Source organism: Sphingopyxis sp. (genome assembly GCF_016704835.1).
Taxonomy (GTDB): Bacteria; Pseudomonadota; Alphaproteobacteria; order Sphingomonadales; family Sphingomonadaceae; genus Sphingopyxis.
In genome coordinates this window covers 287,218-303,562 of record NZ_JADIZJ010000021.1, presented here as the reverse complement: position 1 = coordinate 303,562, position 16,345 = coordinate 287,218, and the positions used below count along the sequence as shown (strand labels likewise).

General features: G+C 63.4%; 13 protein-coding genes. 8 read left to right on the top strand and 5 right to left on the bottom strand.

Translation table 11 applies throughout. The annotated features are described in order from the left end of the window. Positions 1 to 12 precede the first annotated feature (12 nt). A complete protein-coding gene (topA, locus tag IPF76_RS16515; protein ID WP_293846287.1) occupies positions 13 to 2,565 on the top strand; it encodes a type I DNA topoisomerase in 2,553 nt (850 codons plus the stop codon). Positions 2,566 to 2,631: 66 nt separating this feature from the next. Beyond that, positions 2,632 to 3,756, top strand: coding sequence for a lipase family protein (locus IPF76_RS16510; RefSeq protein WP_293846285.1), 1,125 nt, complete (start codon positions 2,632 to 2,634; stop codon positions 3,754 to 3,756). 5 nt (positions 3,757 to 3,761) lie between these two features. Here IPF76_RS16510 and IPF76_RS16505 read toward each other — a convergent pair whose 3' ends face one another. Genes IPF76_RS16505 through lepB form a run of 4 tightly spaced genes read right to left on the bottom strand, consistent with a single transcriptional unit; the run spans position 3,762 to position 6,673 of the window. After that, entirely contained in the window at positions 3,762 to 4,202 is a 441-nt protein-coding gene (locus tag IPF76_RS16505) for a hypothetical protein (RefSeq protein WP_293846283.1), read from the bottom strand. 10 nt (positions 4,203 to 4,212) lie between these two features. Beyond that, a complete protein-coding gene (gene era / locus IPF76_RS16500; protein WP_293846281.1) occupies positions 4,213 to 5,106 on the bottom strand; it encodes a GTPase Era in 894 nt (297 codons plus the stop codon). Next, complete coding sequence (rnc, locus tag IPF76_RS16495) at positions 5,103 to 5,783, bottom strand: ribonuclease III (RefSeq protein ID WP_293846279.1); 681 nt, start codon at positions 5,781 to 5,783, stop codon at positions 5,103 to 5,105. Before rnc ends, era begins: the two co-directional genes overlap by 4 nt. Further along, complete coding sequence (lepB, locus tag IPF76_RS16490) at positions 5,780 to 6,673, bottom strand: signal peptidase I (RefSeq protein WP_293846277.1); 894 nt, start codon at positions 6,671 to 6,673, stop codon at positions 5,780 to 5,782. The genes rnc and lepB overlap by 4 nt, the downstream gene beginning before the upstream one ends. A 197-nt stretch (positions 6,674 to 6,870) precedes the next feature. On the opposite strand from lepB, the gene pgi reads away from it, so the two are divergent. Then, positions 6,871 to 8,376 (top strand): glucose-6-phosphate isomerase, encoded by a 1,506-nt coding sequence (gene pgi / locus IPF76_RS16485; RefSeq protein ID WP_293846275.1) that lies wholly within the window; start codon positions 6,871 to 6,873, stop codon positions 8,374 to 8,376. A gap of 109 nt (positions 8,377 to 8,485) precedes the next feature. Further along, on the top strand, positions 8,486 to 9,832 hold the full coding sequence (gor, locus tag IPF76_RS16480; RefSeq protein WP_293846273.1) for a glutathione-disulfide reductase: 1,347 nt from the start codon (positions 8,486 to 8,488) through the stop codon (positions 9,830 to 9,832). A 32-nt stretch (positions 9,833 to 9,864) separates the two neighbouring features. Here the strand turns inward: gor and IPF76_RS16475 are convergent, their stop codons facing one another. Further along, entirely contained in the window at positions 9,865 to 11,274 is a 1,410-nt protein-coding gene (locus IPF76_RS16475; RefSeq protein WP_293846271.1) for a helix-turn-helix transcriptional regulator, read from the bottom strand. Between the two features lie 109 nt (positions 11,275 to 11,383). Here IPF76_RS16475 and IPF76_RS16470 point away from each other — a divergent pair, with 109 nt between their 5' ends. From IPF76_RS16470 to IPF76_RS16455, 4 genes are all read left to right on the top strand, one after another. Beyond that, on the top strand, positions 11,384 to 12,916 hold the full coding sequence (locus IPF76_RS16470; RefSeq protein ID WP_293846269.1) for an acyl-CoA carboxylase subunit beta: 1,533 nt from the start codon (positions 11,384 to 11,386) through the stop codon (positions 12,914 to 12,916). A gap of 172 nt (positions 12,917 to 13,088) precedes the next feature. Next, positions 13,089 to 13,529: a methylmalonyl-CoA epimerase gene (gene mce, locus IPF76_RS16465; protein ID WP_293846267.1), complete on the top strand. Its 441-nt coding sequence runs from the start codon at positions 13,089 to 13,091 to the stop codon at positions 13,527 to 13,529. Between the two features lie 140 nt (positions 13,530 to 13,669). After that, positions 13,670 to 15,817 (top strand): methylmalonyl-CoA mutase, encoded by a 2,148-nt coding sequence (gene scpA / locus IPF76_RS16460; protein WP_293846265.1) that lies wholly within the window; start codon positions 13,670 to 13,672, stop codon positions 15,815 to 15,817. Between the two features lies 1 nt (position 15,818). Then, positions 15,819 to 16,322, top strand: a complete 504-nt coding sequence (locus tag IPF76_RS16455; RefSeq protein WP_293846263.1) for a hypothetical protein — start codon at positions 15,819 to 15,821, stop codon at positions 16,320 to 16,322. The last annotated feature ends 23 nt before the right edge of the window (positions 16,323 to 16,345 follow it).

Here is a 16,345-nt window from a genome sequence, read left to right as displayed (position 1 = left end):
CTAAGGTTTTTCATGCAGTTGGTAATTGTGGAATCGCCCGCAAAGGCGAAGACGATCGAGAAATATCTGGGACGCGATTTCAAGGTGCTGGCCAGCTATGGCCATGTCCGCGACCTGCCGCCCAAGGACGGATCGGTCGATCCCGACGACGGCTTTGCCATGCAGTGGTTGCTGTATCCGGACAAGGCCAAGCGCATGAAGGAAATTCAGGACGCCGCCAAGGGCGCCGATCGACTGATCCTCGCGACTGACCCTGATCGCGAGGGTGAAGCGATCAGCTGGCATGTGCAGGAATTGCTGCGCAGCAAAAAGGCGCTACCGGCCACGGTCGACCGAGTGACGTTCAACGCGATCACCAAGGATGCGGTGCTGACCGCGATGGCCAGTCCGCGCGCGCTCGACGAAGATCTGATCGACGCTTATCGCGCTCGCCGAGCGCTCGATTATCTCGTCGGCTTCACGTTGTCCCCGGTGCTGTGGCGCAAGCTGCCTGGCGCCAAATCAGCGGGGCGCGTCCAGTCGGTGACGCTGCGCATGATCGTTGAACGCGAGCGCGAGATCGAAGCCTTTGTTGCGCAGCAATATTGGTCGATCACCGGGCTGTTCGAAATGTCGGGAACGCCGTTCAAGGCGCGCCTCGCGCGCTGGCGCGGCGACAAGATCGAGCGGCTGACGATCACCAACGAAGCCGATGCGCGCGCTGCCGAAGCCGATGTGAAGGCGGGCCATTTCACCGTCGATCTGGTCGAGACCAAGCCGCTGACGCGCAACCCGCCGCCGCCGTTCACGACGTCGACCTTGCAACAGGAAGCCGCGCGCAAGCTTGGCTTCTCGGCCAGTCACACGATGCGGATTGCGCAGGGGCTGTATGAGGACGGCGCAATCACCTATATGCGGACCGACGGCGTCCAGATGGACGGCAGCGCGATCAGCGCGGCGCGCAAGGCGATCGCGACGCGATACGACGGCGGCTATGTCCCCGACCAGCCGCGCCAGTATCAGACCAAGGCAAAGAATGCGCAGGAAGCGCATGAGGCGATCCGTCCGACCGATTTTTCGAAGGATAAGGTTGGCGGAGGCGACCATGCGCGGCTCTACGAGCTAATCTGGAAGCGCGCGATGGCGAGCCAGATGGCCTCGGCACGGCTCGAACGCACCAGCATCGACCTGACCGACGGCACCGGCAAGACGATGCTGCGCGCCACCGGACAGGTGATCAAATTCCCCGGTTTCCTTGCGCTCTATGACGAAGGCCGCGACGACAGCGAGGATGAGGACGCACGTCTGTTGCCCGCGACGGCCAAGGGCGATGCGCCGGCCAAGACCGGCGTCGAAGTCGAGAAGCACGAGACCCAGCCGCCGCCGCGTTATTCGGAAGCGAGCCTCGTCAAAAAGATGGAGGAGCTCGGCATTGGGCGTCCGTCAACCTATGCTTCGATCCTCCAGGTGCTCAAGGACCGTGCCTATGTGATGGTGGAGAAGAACCGCTTCATTCCCGAAGAGAGCGGACGGTTGCTCACCGCCTTCCTCGAACGCTTCTTCACCGGCTATGTGCAATATGACTACACTGCCGGTCTGGAAGAAGAGCTCGACGATGTGTCGGGCGGCCGTGCGCAGTGGCAGGCGGTCCTCGAACGCTTCTGGCGCGATTTCAAGCCGCGTACCGGTGAAGTCATGGAGCAAAAGCCCTCTGAGATCACGGCGGAACTCGACATATTCCTCGGCCCCTATCTCTTCCCCGACAAGGGCGACGGCACCGACCCGCGCATCTGCCCCAATTGCGGCACCGGCAAGCTGGCGCTGCGCGGCGGGAAGTTCGGGCCGTTCATCGCGTGCAGCAATTATCCCGACTGCAAATTCACGCGCAAATTCGCGCAGCCGGGCGGCAGCGACGGCGCCGATACCGGGCCGGAAACGATGGGCAACGATCCCGACAGCGGACTGGAAGTCACCAAGCGCAGTGGGCGCTTTGGCCCCTACATCCAGCTCGGCGATGGCAAGGAGGCAAAACGCTCGTCGATCCCGAAAGATATCCCGGGGGAGGATTTCGATCTCGACTATGCGCTGCGGTTGCTCAGCCTGCCGCGTGAGGTCGGGACGCATCCGGAAAGCGGCAAGGTCATCATGGCTGGGCTGGGACGTTACGGCCCGTACCTGCTCCACGACGGCAAATATGCGAAGCTCACGGGCACCGCCGAAATCTTTGACATCGGCATGAACGCCGCAGTCGTCCGGATCGCCGAAGCGGCAGCCGGCGGCGGGCGCGGGCGCACCAAGGCCGAACCGCTCAACACCTTCGGACCGCACCCGACGAGCGGCGGCGAGATGAAGCTGATGGAAGGACGTTTTGGTCCCTATGTGACCGACGGCACGACCAACGCCACCTTGCCCAAGAGCAGCGATCCGGCGACGCTGTCGCTGGAGGAGGCGATTGCGTTGATCGATGCGCGCGCAGCAAAGGGTCCGGCGAAGGGAAAGAAGAAGGCAGCGCCCAAGAAAGCTGCCGCCAAGAAAGCGCCCGCCAAGAAAAAGGCGCCAGCGAAGAAGAAGGCCGCCGCCGAATAGCGTTCATCCGCGGCGTTTTGCGACGCCGCGAAGCCGTGTTAGGGTGACGCATCGGGGAGACCGTCGATGCGCCACTTCTACGCAGCCGTTTTGATCGCCATCCTGTCGGTGCTCACCGTGCCGGCCGCGGCGCAGCCACCCCGGTATCTGATCTCCGCTCAGCCGATGCCAGAGACGCCTCCCGGCGTGCAGGCGTGGCGCGTACAATATTGGACGACGAACGGGAGCGGTGCGCGTTTCGCGGTCACCGGCATCGTTGCCGCGCCGATGGAGGCCATTCCGCCGCGCCCGCGCCGCGTCATCGCCTGGACCCACGGCGCGTGGGGTGTCGCAGAAAAATGCGCCCCGTCGCTCAGCCCGAATTTCTTTGCGGCGACCGCCGGGATCGACGCGGTCAGCCGCGGTTATGTTGTCGTCGCGCCCGACTATATCGGCCTCGCCAACCCGACGATGCACCCATTCCTTGTCGGCGCCGACACCGGACAGGCGGTGCTCGACGGCGTGCGCGCGGCGCGCGAAATTCCCGGCGCTGCAGCGGGCAGTAGTTTTGCCGTTTGGGGCGAATCGCAGGGCGGTCATGCCGCGCTGTGGACCGCGATGTCGGCGCGCTCCTACGCCCCCGACCTGACTCTCGTGGCGACGGCAGCCGCAGCACCGCCTACCGACCTCGCCGCAAATTTGCGCGACGGTAGCGACAAGAATGCGCGTGCACTGCTGCTCTCCTTCGCGCTGCATAGCTGGTCGACGCTCTACGGCTTTTCGATGGATGGCGTCGCCAACCGCACGAACCAGGGAATCATTACGCGGCTGGCGCAGAATAATTGCGTCAGTCTCGACAAGAAGCCCAAGCTCGGCACGATCCTTGGCATCCTGACCATCGTCCGCGCGACGAAGAACAAGGATATCGCGAAGATCGAGCCGTTTGGCAGCTTCGCGCGCGCCAACAGCGTCGATGCGGCGCGGGTGCCGGGGCCGCTGCTGATCGCGCAGAGTGGCAACGACACGATCGTCGCGTCCTCGGTGACGCGCAAGTTCGCCAAGGCGGTTTGTCGGCGCGGGACGGGTGTCCGCTGGATCGATATGACCGGCGACCATGGCAACAGCGCGCGCGAAAGTGCGCAGGAAACGATCGGTTGGATCACGTCACGCTTTGACGGCAACCCAGCGCCGAATGATTGTCGGCGGGTTTAGGCTGCCTAGTCGAAGGTTCGAGGATCGACCGAGTCTTTTCCGAACCAGGCGCGGGCGTCGGGTCGGAACAAGAAAAAGATCGAAAGCGCCGTCAGCGTAGTGCTGACAAGCGAAATTGCGAGCGCAAGCCCTGTCGGCGACCTCGGATCGTTGAGTGACGTAAGCGTCGAGACGGCGCCAAATCCCATGACCGCTACATAGATCCATTTGGCGATATTGCTCGCCTTTCGGGCAACGAAATACCAGAGAAGGATCGATATTGCGAAGCCAAATCCCAGTGCGATGCCGACGAAGATTGCCGCCGACCCGACCATCGGTGCGGTAGCCGGATCGCTTCTCAGCGAGGCGATGATCGTTGGCCAATGAAGCGCCAAACTTCCGACGCCGAGCAGCATGGAAGCCCAGAAACTGCGCTCGAAGTTTATGATGGATGCCGGACGTGCCACGGTTTGCCGCTCAATCCACCCAATCAAGCCCCATGTCGCGATAGACGCTGCGATCCTCGTCCCAGTTCGCTTTGACCTTCACATGCAGAAACAGGTGAACCGTCCGCCCCAGCAGTTCGGTCAGTTCGGCGCGCGACTTGCTGCCGATCTCCTTGATGCGTTCGCCCTTGTGGCCAAGGATGATCGCGCGCTGGTTGTCGCGGGCGACGAGGATCTGCTGATGGATTTCCGCGCTGCCGTCCTTGCGCGTCGTGAATTTCTCGGTCTCGACGGTTGATTGATAGGGCAGTTCCTCATGGAGCTGGCGATAGAGCTGTTCGCGGGTGATTTCGGCGGCGAGCATGCGTTCGGGCGCGTCGCTCACCTCGTCTTCGGGGAAATGCCAATGCCCCTCGGGCATCAGCGCCGACAGCGTCGCTTTCAGTTCGGGAACGCCGTCGCCCGTGCTTGCCGAGATGAAGAAGGTTTCATCGAACGCGACGCGCTCGTTGAGCGTCGTCGCGGTCGTCAGCAGCTTGTCCTTCCGGGTCAGGTCGACCTTGTTGAGCACGAGGAACTTCTTTTCGGGCCGCCCTTCGATCCCCTGCAGCACGCGCTCGGCGCGTTCGCCGAGTTTTGCCGCAGCATCGATCATCACCAGGATCGCCTCGGCCTGGTCGAGGCTGTTCCACGCCGCAGCGACCATGGCGCGGTCGAGCCGACGGGTGGGGGCAAAGATGCCCGGCGTGTCGATCAATATGATCTGCGTCTCGCCATCCATCGCGACCCCCATCAGCCGGGTGCGCGTCGTTTGCGCCTTGGGGCTGACAATTGCGACCTTCTGGCCGACCAGCGCGTTGACGATGGTCGATTTGCCCGCGTTGGGCGCGCCGACGACGGCGACAAATCCGCAGCGGTGGGTCATTCTTTAAGTCCTTCGAGTTCGGCGAGCAGGGCTGCCGCTGCGGCCTTTTCGGCCGCCTGTTTGCTGGTGCCTTCGGCCTCTGCGCGTGCAAGCTTGCCGACGCTGACGGCAACGCGGAAGCGCGGTGAGTGGTCGGGGCCTTCGCGGGCGACGATTTCATATTCGGGGGGGCGGCGTTTGCGCGCGAGCGCCCATTCCTGCAGCGCCGCTTTGGGATGTTTGGGTGCTTCTACCTGTCCGTCGACCATGTCGCCCCAATGGGCGAGGATGAAGGCGCGGGCGGCGTCGATGCCCTGATCGAGATAAAGCGCGCCGATCAGCGCCTCGATCGCATCGGCCGCGATATTGTCGCTATAGCGCCCGCCATCGTTGCGCGCCTGCGCGCCGAAACGGATCAGGTCGGTGAGGTTCAGCCGCTGCGCAATCGCCGCGCAAGTCGCGCCGGATGCCAGCACATGCAGCCGCGACGACATCTCGCCCTCGCTCGCGGTCGGATAGCGCGCGTAAAGTTCGGATGCGATGACCAGGCCAAGCACGCGGTCGCCCAAAAACTCGAGCCGCTGGTAATCGGCGCGCCCGGTGCTGCCATGGGTCAGCGCCAGTTCGTAAAGGGCCAGATCGTCCGGGGTGCTGCCGAGGATTTCGGCGAGCGCCCCGGTGTCCAGCTTATCGGTCAAAAACCATCCCCGATGCGGCTCCAGCGCGCCGCGGTGAACCAGCTGATCGGGTTGATCCAGCTCGCCGATCCGTCGGTCGAGAACATGCCGACGAGCGCTTTGCCGACGAGGTTCTCTTCGGGCACCAGGCCGATGCCCTGATTTTCCATCGCAGGAAAACGGCTGTCGGCACTGCGGTCGCGGTTGTCGCCCATCATGAACAAATGGCCTTCGGGAACGACGACCAGATCCGTGTTGTCCTCGGCAATCGTGGTTATATCGAGGATATTGTAGCTTTTGCCGCTCGGCAGCGTCTCGCGGAACTGCTTGTAGCGGCATTGGCGCTGACCGTCGGGCGCGACTTCCTCAAACTCCATCGAGTAGCAGGGCAAGCTTCCCATTGCGCGCGATGCGTCGACCATGTTCGGGGTCACCGGAATAACAAAATCGGCGATCGGCTCGCGCTTCAGCGGCTTGCCGTTCAGCCACACGATGCCGTCCTTCACCTGCACGCTGTCGCCCGGCAGGCCGATGACGCGCTTGATATAATCATTGTCGGCAACCGGCGGCGCCTTGAACACTGCGACGTCGCCGCGCTCGGGGGTGCGCGCGAACAGGCGGCCCGGGATCAGCGGCACGCTGAACGGCAGGCTGTACTTCGAATATCCGTAGGCCATCTTATTGACGAGCAGATAGTCGCCGATCAGCAGCCTGGGCTGCATCGATTCCGAGGGAATGTTGAACGGCGACAGGAAAAAGCTGCGGAAAACCAGCACCGCGATCGCGAGCAACGCGAGGAAGCGGACGGTGTCGACCGCCTCTTCCTTTGCCGATACCGGTGCGGGGGTCGGCGCGGACGGGGCGGGCTGGCTGGCTGGCCCGTTATCGACGGTAATGCTGGCTTCGGTCATGCCGCGGCATTGGCGATGAATAGGTTACCACGTCAAGCAAATATCGGCGGATGGCGCTGGTGTCGCGAGGGGCGTGGACGTATGGAAAGGCCAGTCAATCCCGTTCGCATCGAGCGAAGTCGAGATGCCCCTTGGCAGCACATGTCCTCGCGGTGTCTCGACTTCGCTCGACACGAGCGGATTTTAGAGGATTTTCGATGACGACAGCCGATCAAGCCTGGCGCGCGTTCGCAGACTGGCAGCCGCATAAACTGACCGACCTGATCGCCACCGATCCCGACGCGCGGTTGCAGGCTCTGGTGCGCAGCGTTGCCGATATTCGCTTCGATTTTGCCAAGACGCATCTGGATGACGCTGCGGTCGCGATCCTGTCCGACCTTGCCGCCGCGCAGGATTTCGACGGGCGCCGCAAGACGCTGTTTTCAGGCGGCATCGCCAATCCGACCGAGAACCGTGCCGCCGAGCATAGCGCCGAACGCGGCGACGGCGCCCCCGATTCGGTCCACCGCGCGCAGGCGCTGCATCAGCGGATGCGGATGATGATCGATGCGATCGAGGCGGGTGCATTCGGCGAGATCCGCCACCTGCTCCACATCGGCATTGGCGGATCGGCACTCGGCCCCGACTTGCTCGTCGATGCGCTGGGTCGTCACAGCAACCGCTATGACGTCGCTGTGGTGTCGAACGTCGATGGCGCGGCGCTCGATGAGGTGTTTGCCAAGTTCAGCCCCGAACATACGCTGGTTGCGGTCGCGTCGAAGACCTTCACCACCACTGAAACGCTGATGAACGCCAATTCGGCGCTGCAATGGCTCGACGAAGCTGGCGTCGACGATCCGCTCGGGCGCTTCATCGCGCTGACCGCAATGCCCGATCGCGCAATTGAATGGGGCATCGACGAAACGCGAATCTTGCCGTTCAACGAGACGGTGGGCGGGCGCTATTCTTTGTGGTCGTCGATTGGCTTTCCCGCCGCACTGGCGCTCGGCTGGGATGCGTTCGAGGATATGCTCGAGGGCGCAGCGGAGATGGATCGCCATTTCCGCCTCGCGAACGGTGCGGACAATATCTGCCTGCTCGCCGCCTTCGCCGATCAACTCTACGCCAATCGGCTCGGCTGCCAGACGCGCGCGGTGTTCGCCTATGACGAGCGGCTGCGGCTCCTGCCGAGCTATTTGCAGCAGCTTGAAATGGAATCGAACGGCAAGTCGGTGACCCTGGCGGGTGAGGCGCTAGGCCGCCACAGCGCCGCGATCACCTGGGGTGGGGTCGGCACCGACGCGCAGCACGCCGTGTTCCAGCTGCTGCATCAGGGCACCAATCTGGTCCCGGTCGAATTTGTCGTAGCGCGCGAGCCCGACCATCTGCTCGACGACGCGCATCACGAAACGCTCGTCGCCAACTGCATCGCGCAGGGCGCGGCGCTGATGGCGGGACGGGCGAGTGAAGATGGCGCGCGCAACTATCCGGGCGACCGTCCGTCGACGACGATCCTGCTCGATCAGGTGACACCGCACGCGCTGGGCGCGCTGATCGCCTTTTACGAACATCGCGTGTTCGCCAATGCCGTGCTGCTCGGGATCAATCCGTTCGACCAGTTTGGCGTCGAGTTGGGCAAGGACATGGCAAAGGGGCTGGCCGAGGGAACGATCGACTTCGACCCGGCAACGCAGGCGCTGATGGCGGCTGCGCTCGGCGAATGAGACAGCGCCACTGTCTGTGATGGCAAAAATCGATTGGCATCGCGGCACCGCGTAACCACATAGGCGCCGGCTGCGAAAGCCAGCCAATTCTATTTCAAGGGTCTCCCACATGAGCAATTTCGACTTCGACCTGTTTGTCATCGGCGCCGGGTCGGGCGGCGTTCGCGCCTCGCGCGTGGCTGCGTCCTATGGCGCGCGCGTCGCGGTGGCCGAAGAGCATCGCGTCGGCGGCACCTGCGTCATTCGTGGCTGCGTGCCCAAGAAATTGCTCGTTTATGGCGCGCATTTTGCCGAGGATCTGAAGGACGCCCGCCATTTCGGATGGGACGTGCCCGACTGCAAATTCGACTGGGACCGGCTGCGCGACAATGTGCTGGCCGAGGTCACCCGGCTCGAAGGACTGTACGGTCAGACGCTCGAAAATCACAAGGTCACGCTGTTCAAAACGCGCGCGACGATCGTCGGGCCGCAAAAGGTGCGGATGGCCGATGGAGAGGAAATCACCGCCGAGCGCATCCTGATCGCGACCGGCGGCTGGCCTTTCGTTCCCGAATTTCCGGGCAGCGAGCATGCGATTACCTCGAACGAGGTGTTCCACCTCGACAAGTTGCCGGGTCGCGTCGTGATCGCGGGCGGCGGCTATATCGCCAACGAATTCGCTGGCATCTTCAACGAATTCGGCAGCAAGGTAACGATCGTCAACCGCGGCGACACGATCCTGCGCGGGTATGATGAGCAGATCCGCGACCGGCTGCTGCAGATCTCGATGACCAAGGGCATCGAATTCCGCTTCAACGCGCCGTTCGAGTCGATCGAGAAGAAGGAGGACGGTTCGCTGACCGTCCATCTGGGCAATTGCGATCCGATCGATGCCGACATCGTGCTGGTCGCGGCGGGCCGGGTGCCGAACACCAAGGGGCTGGGGCTGGAAGAGGTCGGCGTCGAGCTCGACAAAGAGGGCGCGATAAAGGTCGACGAGACCAACCAGTCGTCGGTTCCCAGCATCTATGCCGTCGGCGACGTCACCAACCGCATCCAGCTGACCCCGGTCGCGATCCGCGAAGGGCAGGCCTTTGCCGACAGCGTCTTCGGCGGCAAGCCGACGGTGGTCGACTATGCCAATGTCCCGAGCGCGGTGTTCAGCCACCCACCGATCGGCGCGGTCGGGATGACCGAAGCCGAAGCGCGCAACAAGCTGGGCACGGTGCGTGTGTACACGAGCGATTTCCGCGCGATGAAGAATGTTCTGGCGGGCCGCAACGAGCGCGCGCTGTACAAGATGGTGGTCAATGAGGCGACCGATCAGGTGGTCGGGCTGCACATGATCGGCCCCGATGCGCCGGAGATTTTGCAGGCGGCAGCGGTTGCGGTGAAGGCCGGGCTGACCAAGGCCGATTTCGACGCGACGGTGGCGCTGCACCCGAGCATGGCGGAAGAGTTGGTGTTGCTGAAATAAGATCGTTGCCCCCGCCTTCGCGGGGACGACGGTTAGCCAATCCGATACGGCACGACGTCCCGCCGATCGGGATCGACCAAGATCGGCCGATCGCTCGGCGGAAAAGCGCGTTGGTCGCAGTCGTCGCGCGGGCAGATGCGGCACGACAGGCCGATGCGCGTCGCCGCCTGTGGGGCGGTGACGTCGACCCCGTCGGCATAGACGAAATCCCCCGCATATTGCGCCTCGCACCCGAGCGCGACGGCGTAGCGCCGAGGGCTGCGCGCGTAGCTGCCCGACGGCTTCACCAACCCCTTCGCCATCGACACATAGCGCAGCCCGTCGGGTGTCTCGGCCAGCTGGAACAGGATGCGGTCGGGGATCGCCGCCGCTTCATGGACGATCCACAGCGGGCAGGCGCCGCCGAAGCGCGCAAATTGGAGGCGCGTCGCGCTGTGCCGCTTGGTGATATTGCCCGCCATGTCGACGCGGCAGAAAAACATCGGAATGCCGCGTGCGCCGGGGCGCTGAAGGGTCGAGAGGCGGTGGCACGCCTGTTCGAAGCTGACCCCATAGTCCATCCGCAGCCGGTCGATGTCGTGGCGCACGGCGCGCGCGCTGGCGCGGAAGGGGGCGTAGGGCATCAGCACCGCGCCCGCAGCATAGTTGGCGAGGCCGACGTGGAGCAATTGCCGCGCGGCGGCTGTGCGTAGTGGACTGGCCTCCACCACCGCCGCGATTTCGCGCGCCAGCGCTAACGCTGCGAGTTGGTGCGCCAACTGAAACCGGCGGCTCTCGGCGGGCTGCGACGGGTCGATCACCAGGTGGCGCATCGTCGCGTCGAAATCGCGAAGACTTTGCGTCTGGGTGTAAACGATCGAAATGCCGAGCGCGTCGCGCAGCCGTCGTTCGATCGTCTCGATGGTTGGGGAAGGGTCTTTGCCGCGCAACTGCCCAGCCAGGGTTTCGGCGGCGCGGTCGATGCTATCGACATAGTTGCCCGCATCGTGAAACCAGTCGCGTACCTCTTCCCACGGCAGGCGGCTGCCCTCGGCGGTGCCGCCGGTCAGAGCCTCGTCGATGATCTGGAGCCGCTGCCCCGCGCGGCGATAGGCGGCGTGGAGCGCGACAAACTGGTCGGTGAGCTGTGGCTGTTGCAGTGCCGCGCGTTCGAGCTGTTCGGGGGGCAGGGGCGCGGCAGCGAAGAGCGGGTCGGCAGCGGCTTCGCGCAGTGCTCCGGCGCGGCGATCACCGGCGTCGGCGGCGACCTCCTCCCATTCGAGCGGAAACAGCTTTTGCAGCCGGTCGAGGAGTACAGGGGTCAGTGGCCGGTCGTCATGCTCGATCTGGCTGAGGTAGGAGGCCGAGATCCCGAGTTTTGTCGCGAAGTCCGACTGACGGAGGTTGCGGGAGTCCCGAAGTTGGCGAAGTTGCCGCCCGGCGTAGAGTCGGTTTTGCACCATCGGCGGCACTTTATTCTGCAAACTAGCACTTTGCAACTTTGCAAATTCGCATTTGCCTGCGCGGCTCGAAGCGGGCAGACGATATTCTGAAGTGCGTTGGGAGAGCCGAATGTCCGCCAATATCGCCGAAATGGAACGCCGCCGCGCCGCCGCTGTCTTGGGCGGCGGGCAAAAGCGCATCGATGCGCAGCACAGCAAGGGCAAGCTGACCGCGCGCGAGCGAGTCAATGTGCTGCTCGACGAAGGCTCGTTCGAAGAACTCGACACCTATGTCGAGCATAATTGCGTCGATTTCGGCATGCAGGACCAGAAGATCCCGGGCGACGGCGTGGTGACCGGATCGGGGACGATCAACGGGCGTCTCGTTTATGTTTTCAGCCAGGATTTCACGGTTTTTGGCGGCGCGCTGTCCGAGCGTCACGCCGAAAAGATCATGAAGGTCATGGACAATGCGATGAAGGTCGGCGCGCCGATCATCGGGATGAACGACAGCGGCGGCGCGCGCATCCAGGAGGGTGTGGCATCGCTTGGCGGCTATGCCGAGGTGTTCCAGCGCAACGTGCTCGCGTCGGGGGTGGTGCCGCAGATCAGCCTGATCATGGGGCCGTGCGCGGGCGGCGCGGTTTACAGCCCGGCGATGACCGACTTCATCTTCATGGTCAAAGACAGCAGCTATATGTTCGTCACCGGCCCCGATGTGGTCAAGACCGTGACCAACGAGGTGGTCACGCAGGAAGAGCTCGGCGGCGCGATCACCCACACGACCAAGAGCTCGGTCGCAGATATTGCGTTCGAGAATGATATCGAGGCGCTCCTCGCAACGCGCGATTTCTTTGACTATCTGCCCGAAAACAACCGCAGCGGCGTCCCGGTGCGCCCGACGAGCGACCCCTATGATCGCGCCGAACCGAGCCTCGACACGCTGATCCCGCCCAACGCGAACCAGCCGTACGACATGCACGAGCTGATCAGGAAGACCGTCGACGAGGGCGATTTCTTCGAGGTGCAGCCGGCGCATGCGGGCAACATCATTTGCGGCTTCGGGCGCATCGAGGGCCGCACGATCGGCATCGTCGCGAACCAGCCTTTGGTGCTCGCCGGCGTGCTCGACATCAACTCTTCGAAGAAGGCGGCGCGTTTCGTGCGCTTCTGCGATGCGTTCGAGATCCCGATCATCACCTTCGTCGACGTCCCCGGCTTCCTGCCCGGCACCGCGCAGGAATTTAACGGCATCATCAAGCATGGCGCCAAGCTGCTGTTCGCTTATGCCGAGGCGACGGTGCCGAAGATCACGGTGATCACGCGCAAGGCCTATGGCGGCGCCTATGACGTGATGGCATCAAAGCACCTGCGCGGCGATCTGAACTATGCGTGGCCGACCGCCGAGATCGCCGTAATGGGCGCGAAGGGCGCGGTCGAGATCATCTTCCGCAGCGACATCGGCGACCCCGAAAAGATTGCGCAGCGCACTAAGGAATATGAGGACCGTTTTGCGAACCCGTTCGTTGCGGCGTCGCGTGGGTATATCGATGAGGTCATCCACCCGCATAACACGCGGAAACGGATCGCCCTGGGGCTGCGCAAGCTGCGGAACAAGCAGCTGGAGAACCCGTGGAAGAAGCATGACAATATTCCGCTGTGAGGTGCCAGAGTGCTCACTTTGACATACAGGCCTGAGGCCCTCGAGGTGACACCTGAAAAATCTGCTCGCTTTTCGGTGAACTCGGTGATCTCAAAAATGAAGGAAATATCTCCGACCAGCGCAGATTGGCATTGCGACCCCGCATATCAATAGTCTTCGAAGGTACTGCTCTATGAAATTAGGCCGCCTCAACCACATCGGCGTCGCGACGCCTTCCATCGCCGACAGCATCGTCTTTTACCGCGACGTGATGGGCGCGACGAAGATCCATGAACCTTTCGACCTGCCCGAGCAGGGGGTGAAGGTGTGTTTTGTCGATACGCCGGGTGCCGAGGGGGCGCTGAATGGCACGCAGATCGAGCTGGTCGAGCCGCTGCCCGGAAACACCTCGATCGCGGGGTTCCTGGAGAAGAACCCGGCGGGGGGGCAGCATCATCTATGTTACGAGGTGCCTGACATCCATGTCGCCAAGGCCGCGTTCGAGGCGTTGGGCAAGCGCGTGCTGGGCGAGCCGCGCATAGGGGCGCATGGGACGTTGATTTTCTTTGTGCATCCCAAGGATATGGGCGGGGTGCTGACCGAGATAATGGAGACGCCCAAGGGCGCGCATTGACCTGTTTACTCTCGTCACCCTGAAATTGTTTCAGGGTCCATGGCCTGCCGTGTCCTTCTATGCAGCGCTCGATTAGAGGCCCGGCCATGGATGCTGAGACAAGTTCAGCATGACGAATTTTAGAGAAGCTGAGATCGCATATGACCGACAAACCCACCCTCGACCAATGGGCCGCCGCCGCTGACAAGGAAGTCAAAGGCAAGGACCTGACCTGGCACACCGCCGAGGGGATCGACGTCAAGCCGCTCTATACGGCTGAGGACGTGCGCGAAGACCCCGGCCTCCCCGGCTTCGCACCGTTCACCCGCGGTGTGCGCGCGTCGATGTATGCCGGGCGGCCGTGGACGATCCGGCAATATGCGGGTTTCTCGACCGCCGAGGAATCAAACGCCTTCTATCGCCGCAACCTCGCCGCGGGACAGAAAGGCCTGTCGGTCGCCTTCGACCTCGCCACGCACCGCGGTTATGACAGCGACCATCCGCGCGTTACCGGCGATGTTGGCAAGGCAGGGGTCGCGATCGACAGCGTCGAGGATATGAAGATCCTGTTCGACGGCATCCCGCTTGACCAGATGTCGGTGTCGATGACGATGAACGGCGCGGTGATCCCGATCCTCGCCTTCTTCATTGTCGCGGGCGAGGAGCAGGGGGTCGATCGCAAGCAGCTCGACGGGACGATCCAGAACGACATCCTGAAGGAGTTCATGGTCCGCAACACCTATATCTACCCGCCCGAACCCTCGATGCGGATCATCAGCGACATTTTTGGCTACACGTCGCGCGAGATGCCGAAATTCAACAGCATCTCGATCTCGGGCTATCACATGCAGGAAGCCGGCGCGACGCAGGTGCAGGAACTGGCCTTCACCATCGCCGACGGCATGGAATATGTGAAATATGGCGTCGCGTCGGGGCTCGACATCGACAAGTTCGCCGGGCGGCTGAGCTTCTTTTTCGCGATCGGCATGAATTTCTTCATGGAGATCGCCAAGCTGCGCGCGGCGCGGGTGCTGTGGCACCGCGCGATGACCACGCTCGGCGCGCAGGACGAGCGGTCTAAGATGCTGCGCACGCACTGCCAGACGTCGGGGGTCTCGCTCACCGAACAGGATCCGTACAACAACGTCATGCGCACGACGATCGAAGCGATGGCGGCGATGCTGGGCGGGACACAGAGCCTCCACACCAACGCGCTCGATGAGGCGATCGCGCTGCCCACCGACTTCTCCGCCCGCATCGCGCGCAACACACAGATCGTGATCCAGGAAGAGACGGGGATGACCAAGGTCGTCGACCCGCTCGGCGGCTCCTTTTATGTCGAGGCGCTGACGCAGGAGCTGGTCGACAAGGCGCAGGAGATCATCGACCGCGTCCAGTCCGAAGGCGGAATGGCGAAGGCGGTCGCTGCGGGCTGGCCCAAGGCGATGATCGAGACTGCGGCCGCGGCGCGGCAGGCGCGGGTCGATCGCGGCGACGATGTGATCGTCGGGGTGAACAAATATCGCAGAAAAGACGAAGATCTGCTCGAAACGCTCGAGGTCGATAACGCCAAGGTGCGCGAGGGACAGATTGCGCGGATCAGGAAGACCAAGGCCGAGCGCGACGAAGCGGCATGTCAGGCGGCGCTGACGGCACTGCGCGATGGCGCCGCGGGCCAGTCGAGCATTGAGAACAACCTACTCGCGCTGGCGGTCGAGGCAGCGCGCGCGCGCGCGACGCTGGGCGAGATTTCGTCGGCGATGGAGGAAAGCTTCGACCGTTACGGCACCCAGCCGACGCCGGTGAAGGGCGTTTATGGCGCACCCTATGAAGGCGACGCCCGCTGGGCGCAGGTGCTCGACGGGGTCGAGGCGGTGACCCGGCGGCTCGGTCGCAAGCCCAAGTTGCTCGTCGCCAAGATGGGACAGGACGGCCACGACCGCGGCGCCAATGTCATCGCGTCGGCCTTCGGCGACATGGGGTTCGACATCGTGTCGGGACCGCTGTTCCAGACCCCCGACGAGACCGTGGTGCTGGCGCTCGACAGCGGGGTCGACGTCGTCGGCGCCTCGAGCCTGGCGGCGGGGCACAAGACACTTATCCCCGAACTTATCCACAAGCTGAAAGAGGCGGGGCGTGGAGATATAAAGGTGATTGCGGGCGGCGTTATTCCGCCGCAGGATTATCAGTATCTTCGCGATGCGGGGGTTCAGGGCATCTATGGCCCCGGCAGCAATGTGGTGGAGTGCGCGGCCGACGTGCTGCGCTTGTTGGGGCACAATATGCCACCGGTGATGGAAGAGGTTTGATATGAAAAAGCAGTTTCTCGTCGCATCGATCCTCGCCGGCATAGCGTCACTTGGCGCCGCGCCCGCGCACGGCGCGCTCGAAACATCGCCCGGGCTCGGTGTGACCGAACTTCATCAGGCGGTTGCTGAGTTCGATCAGCTGTGCCTGTCGATTTTCCCGAACCCAAAGCGTTTCGAATATGTCGTCGCCAAGAGCGCTTTCGGCTATGAACGCGCCGACGACGATCGCTGGCGCTCGGACCGCACCGTCGTGACGCGCGTCGCCGCTGCGCAATGTGACTTCGACGCCGCGTTGAGCGCTGACGACAGCAGCAGCGACAAGATCGCCGAAGCGGTCGAAAAGGGGCTGCGCAAGGAACTGGGGCTGCGCCCCGTCCGTGTCGTTTATGACGGCGGCATGCGGTGGGAATGGCAGGTCGATGGAAAGACGCACAGCGTCTCCTATTATTTCGGCCCGACCATCCCGGCCCGCCAGCTTGTGCTGACCTATCGCGTCGGCGCCTGACCGACAACGCCGCCATATTTGCG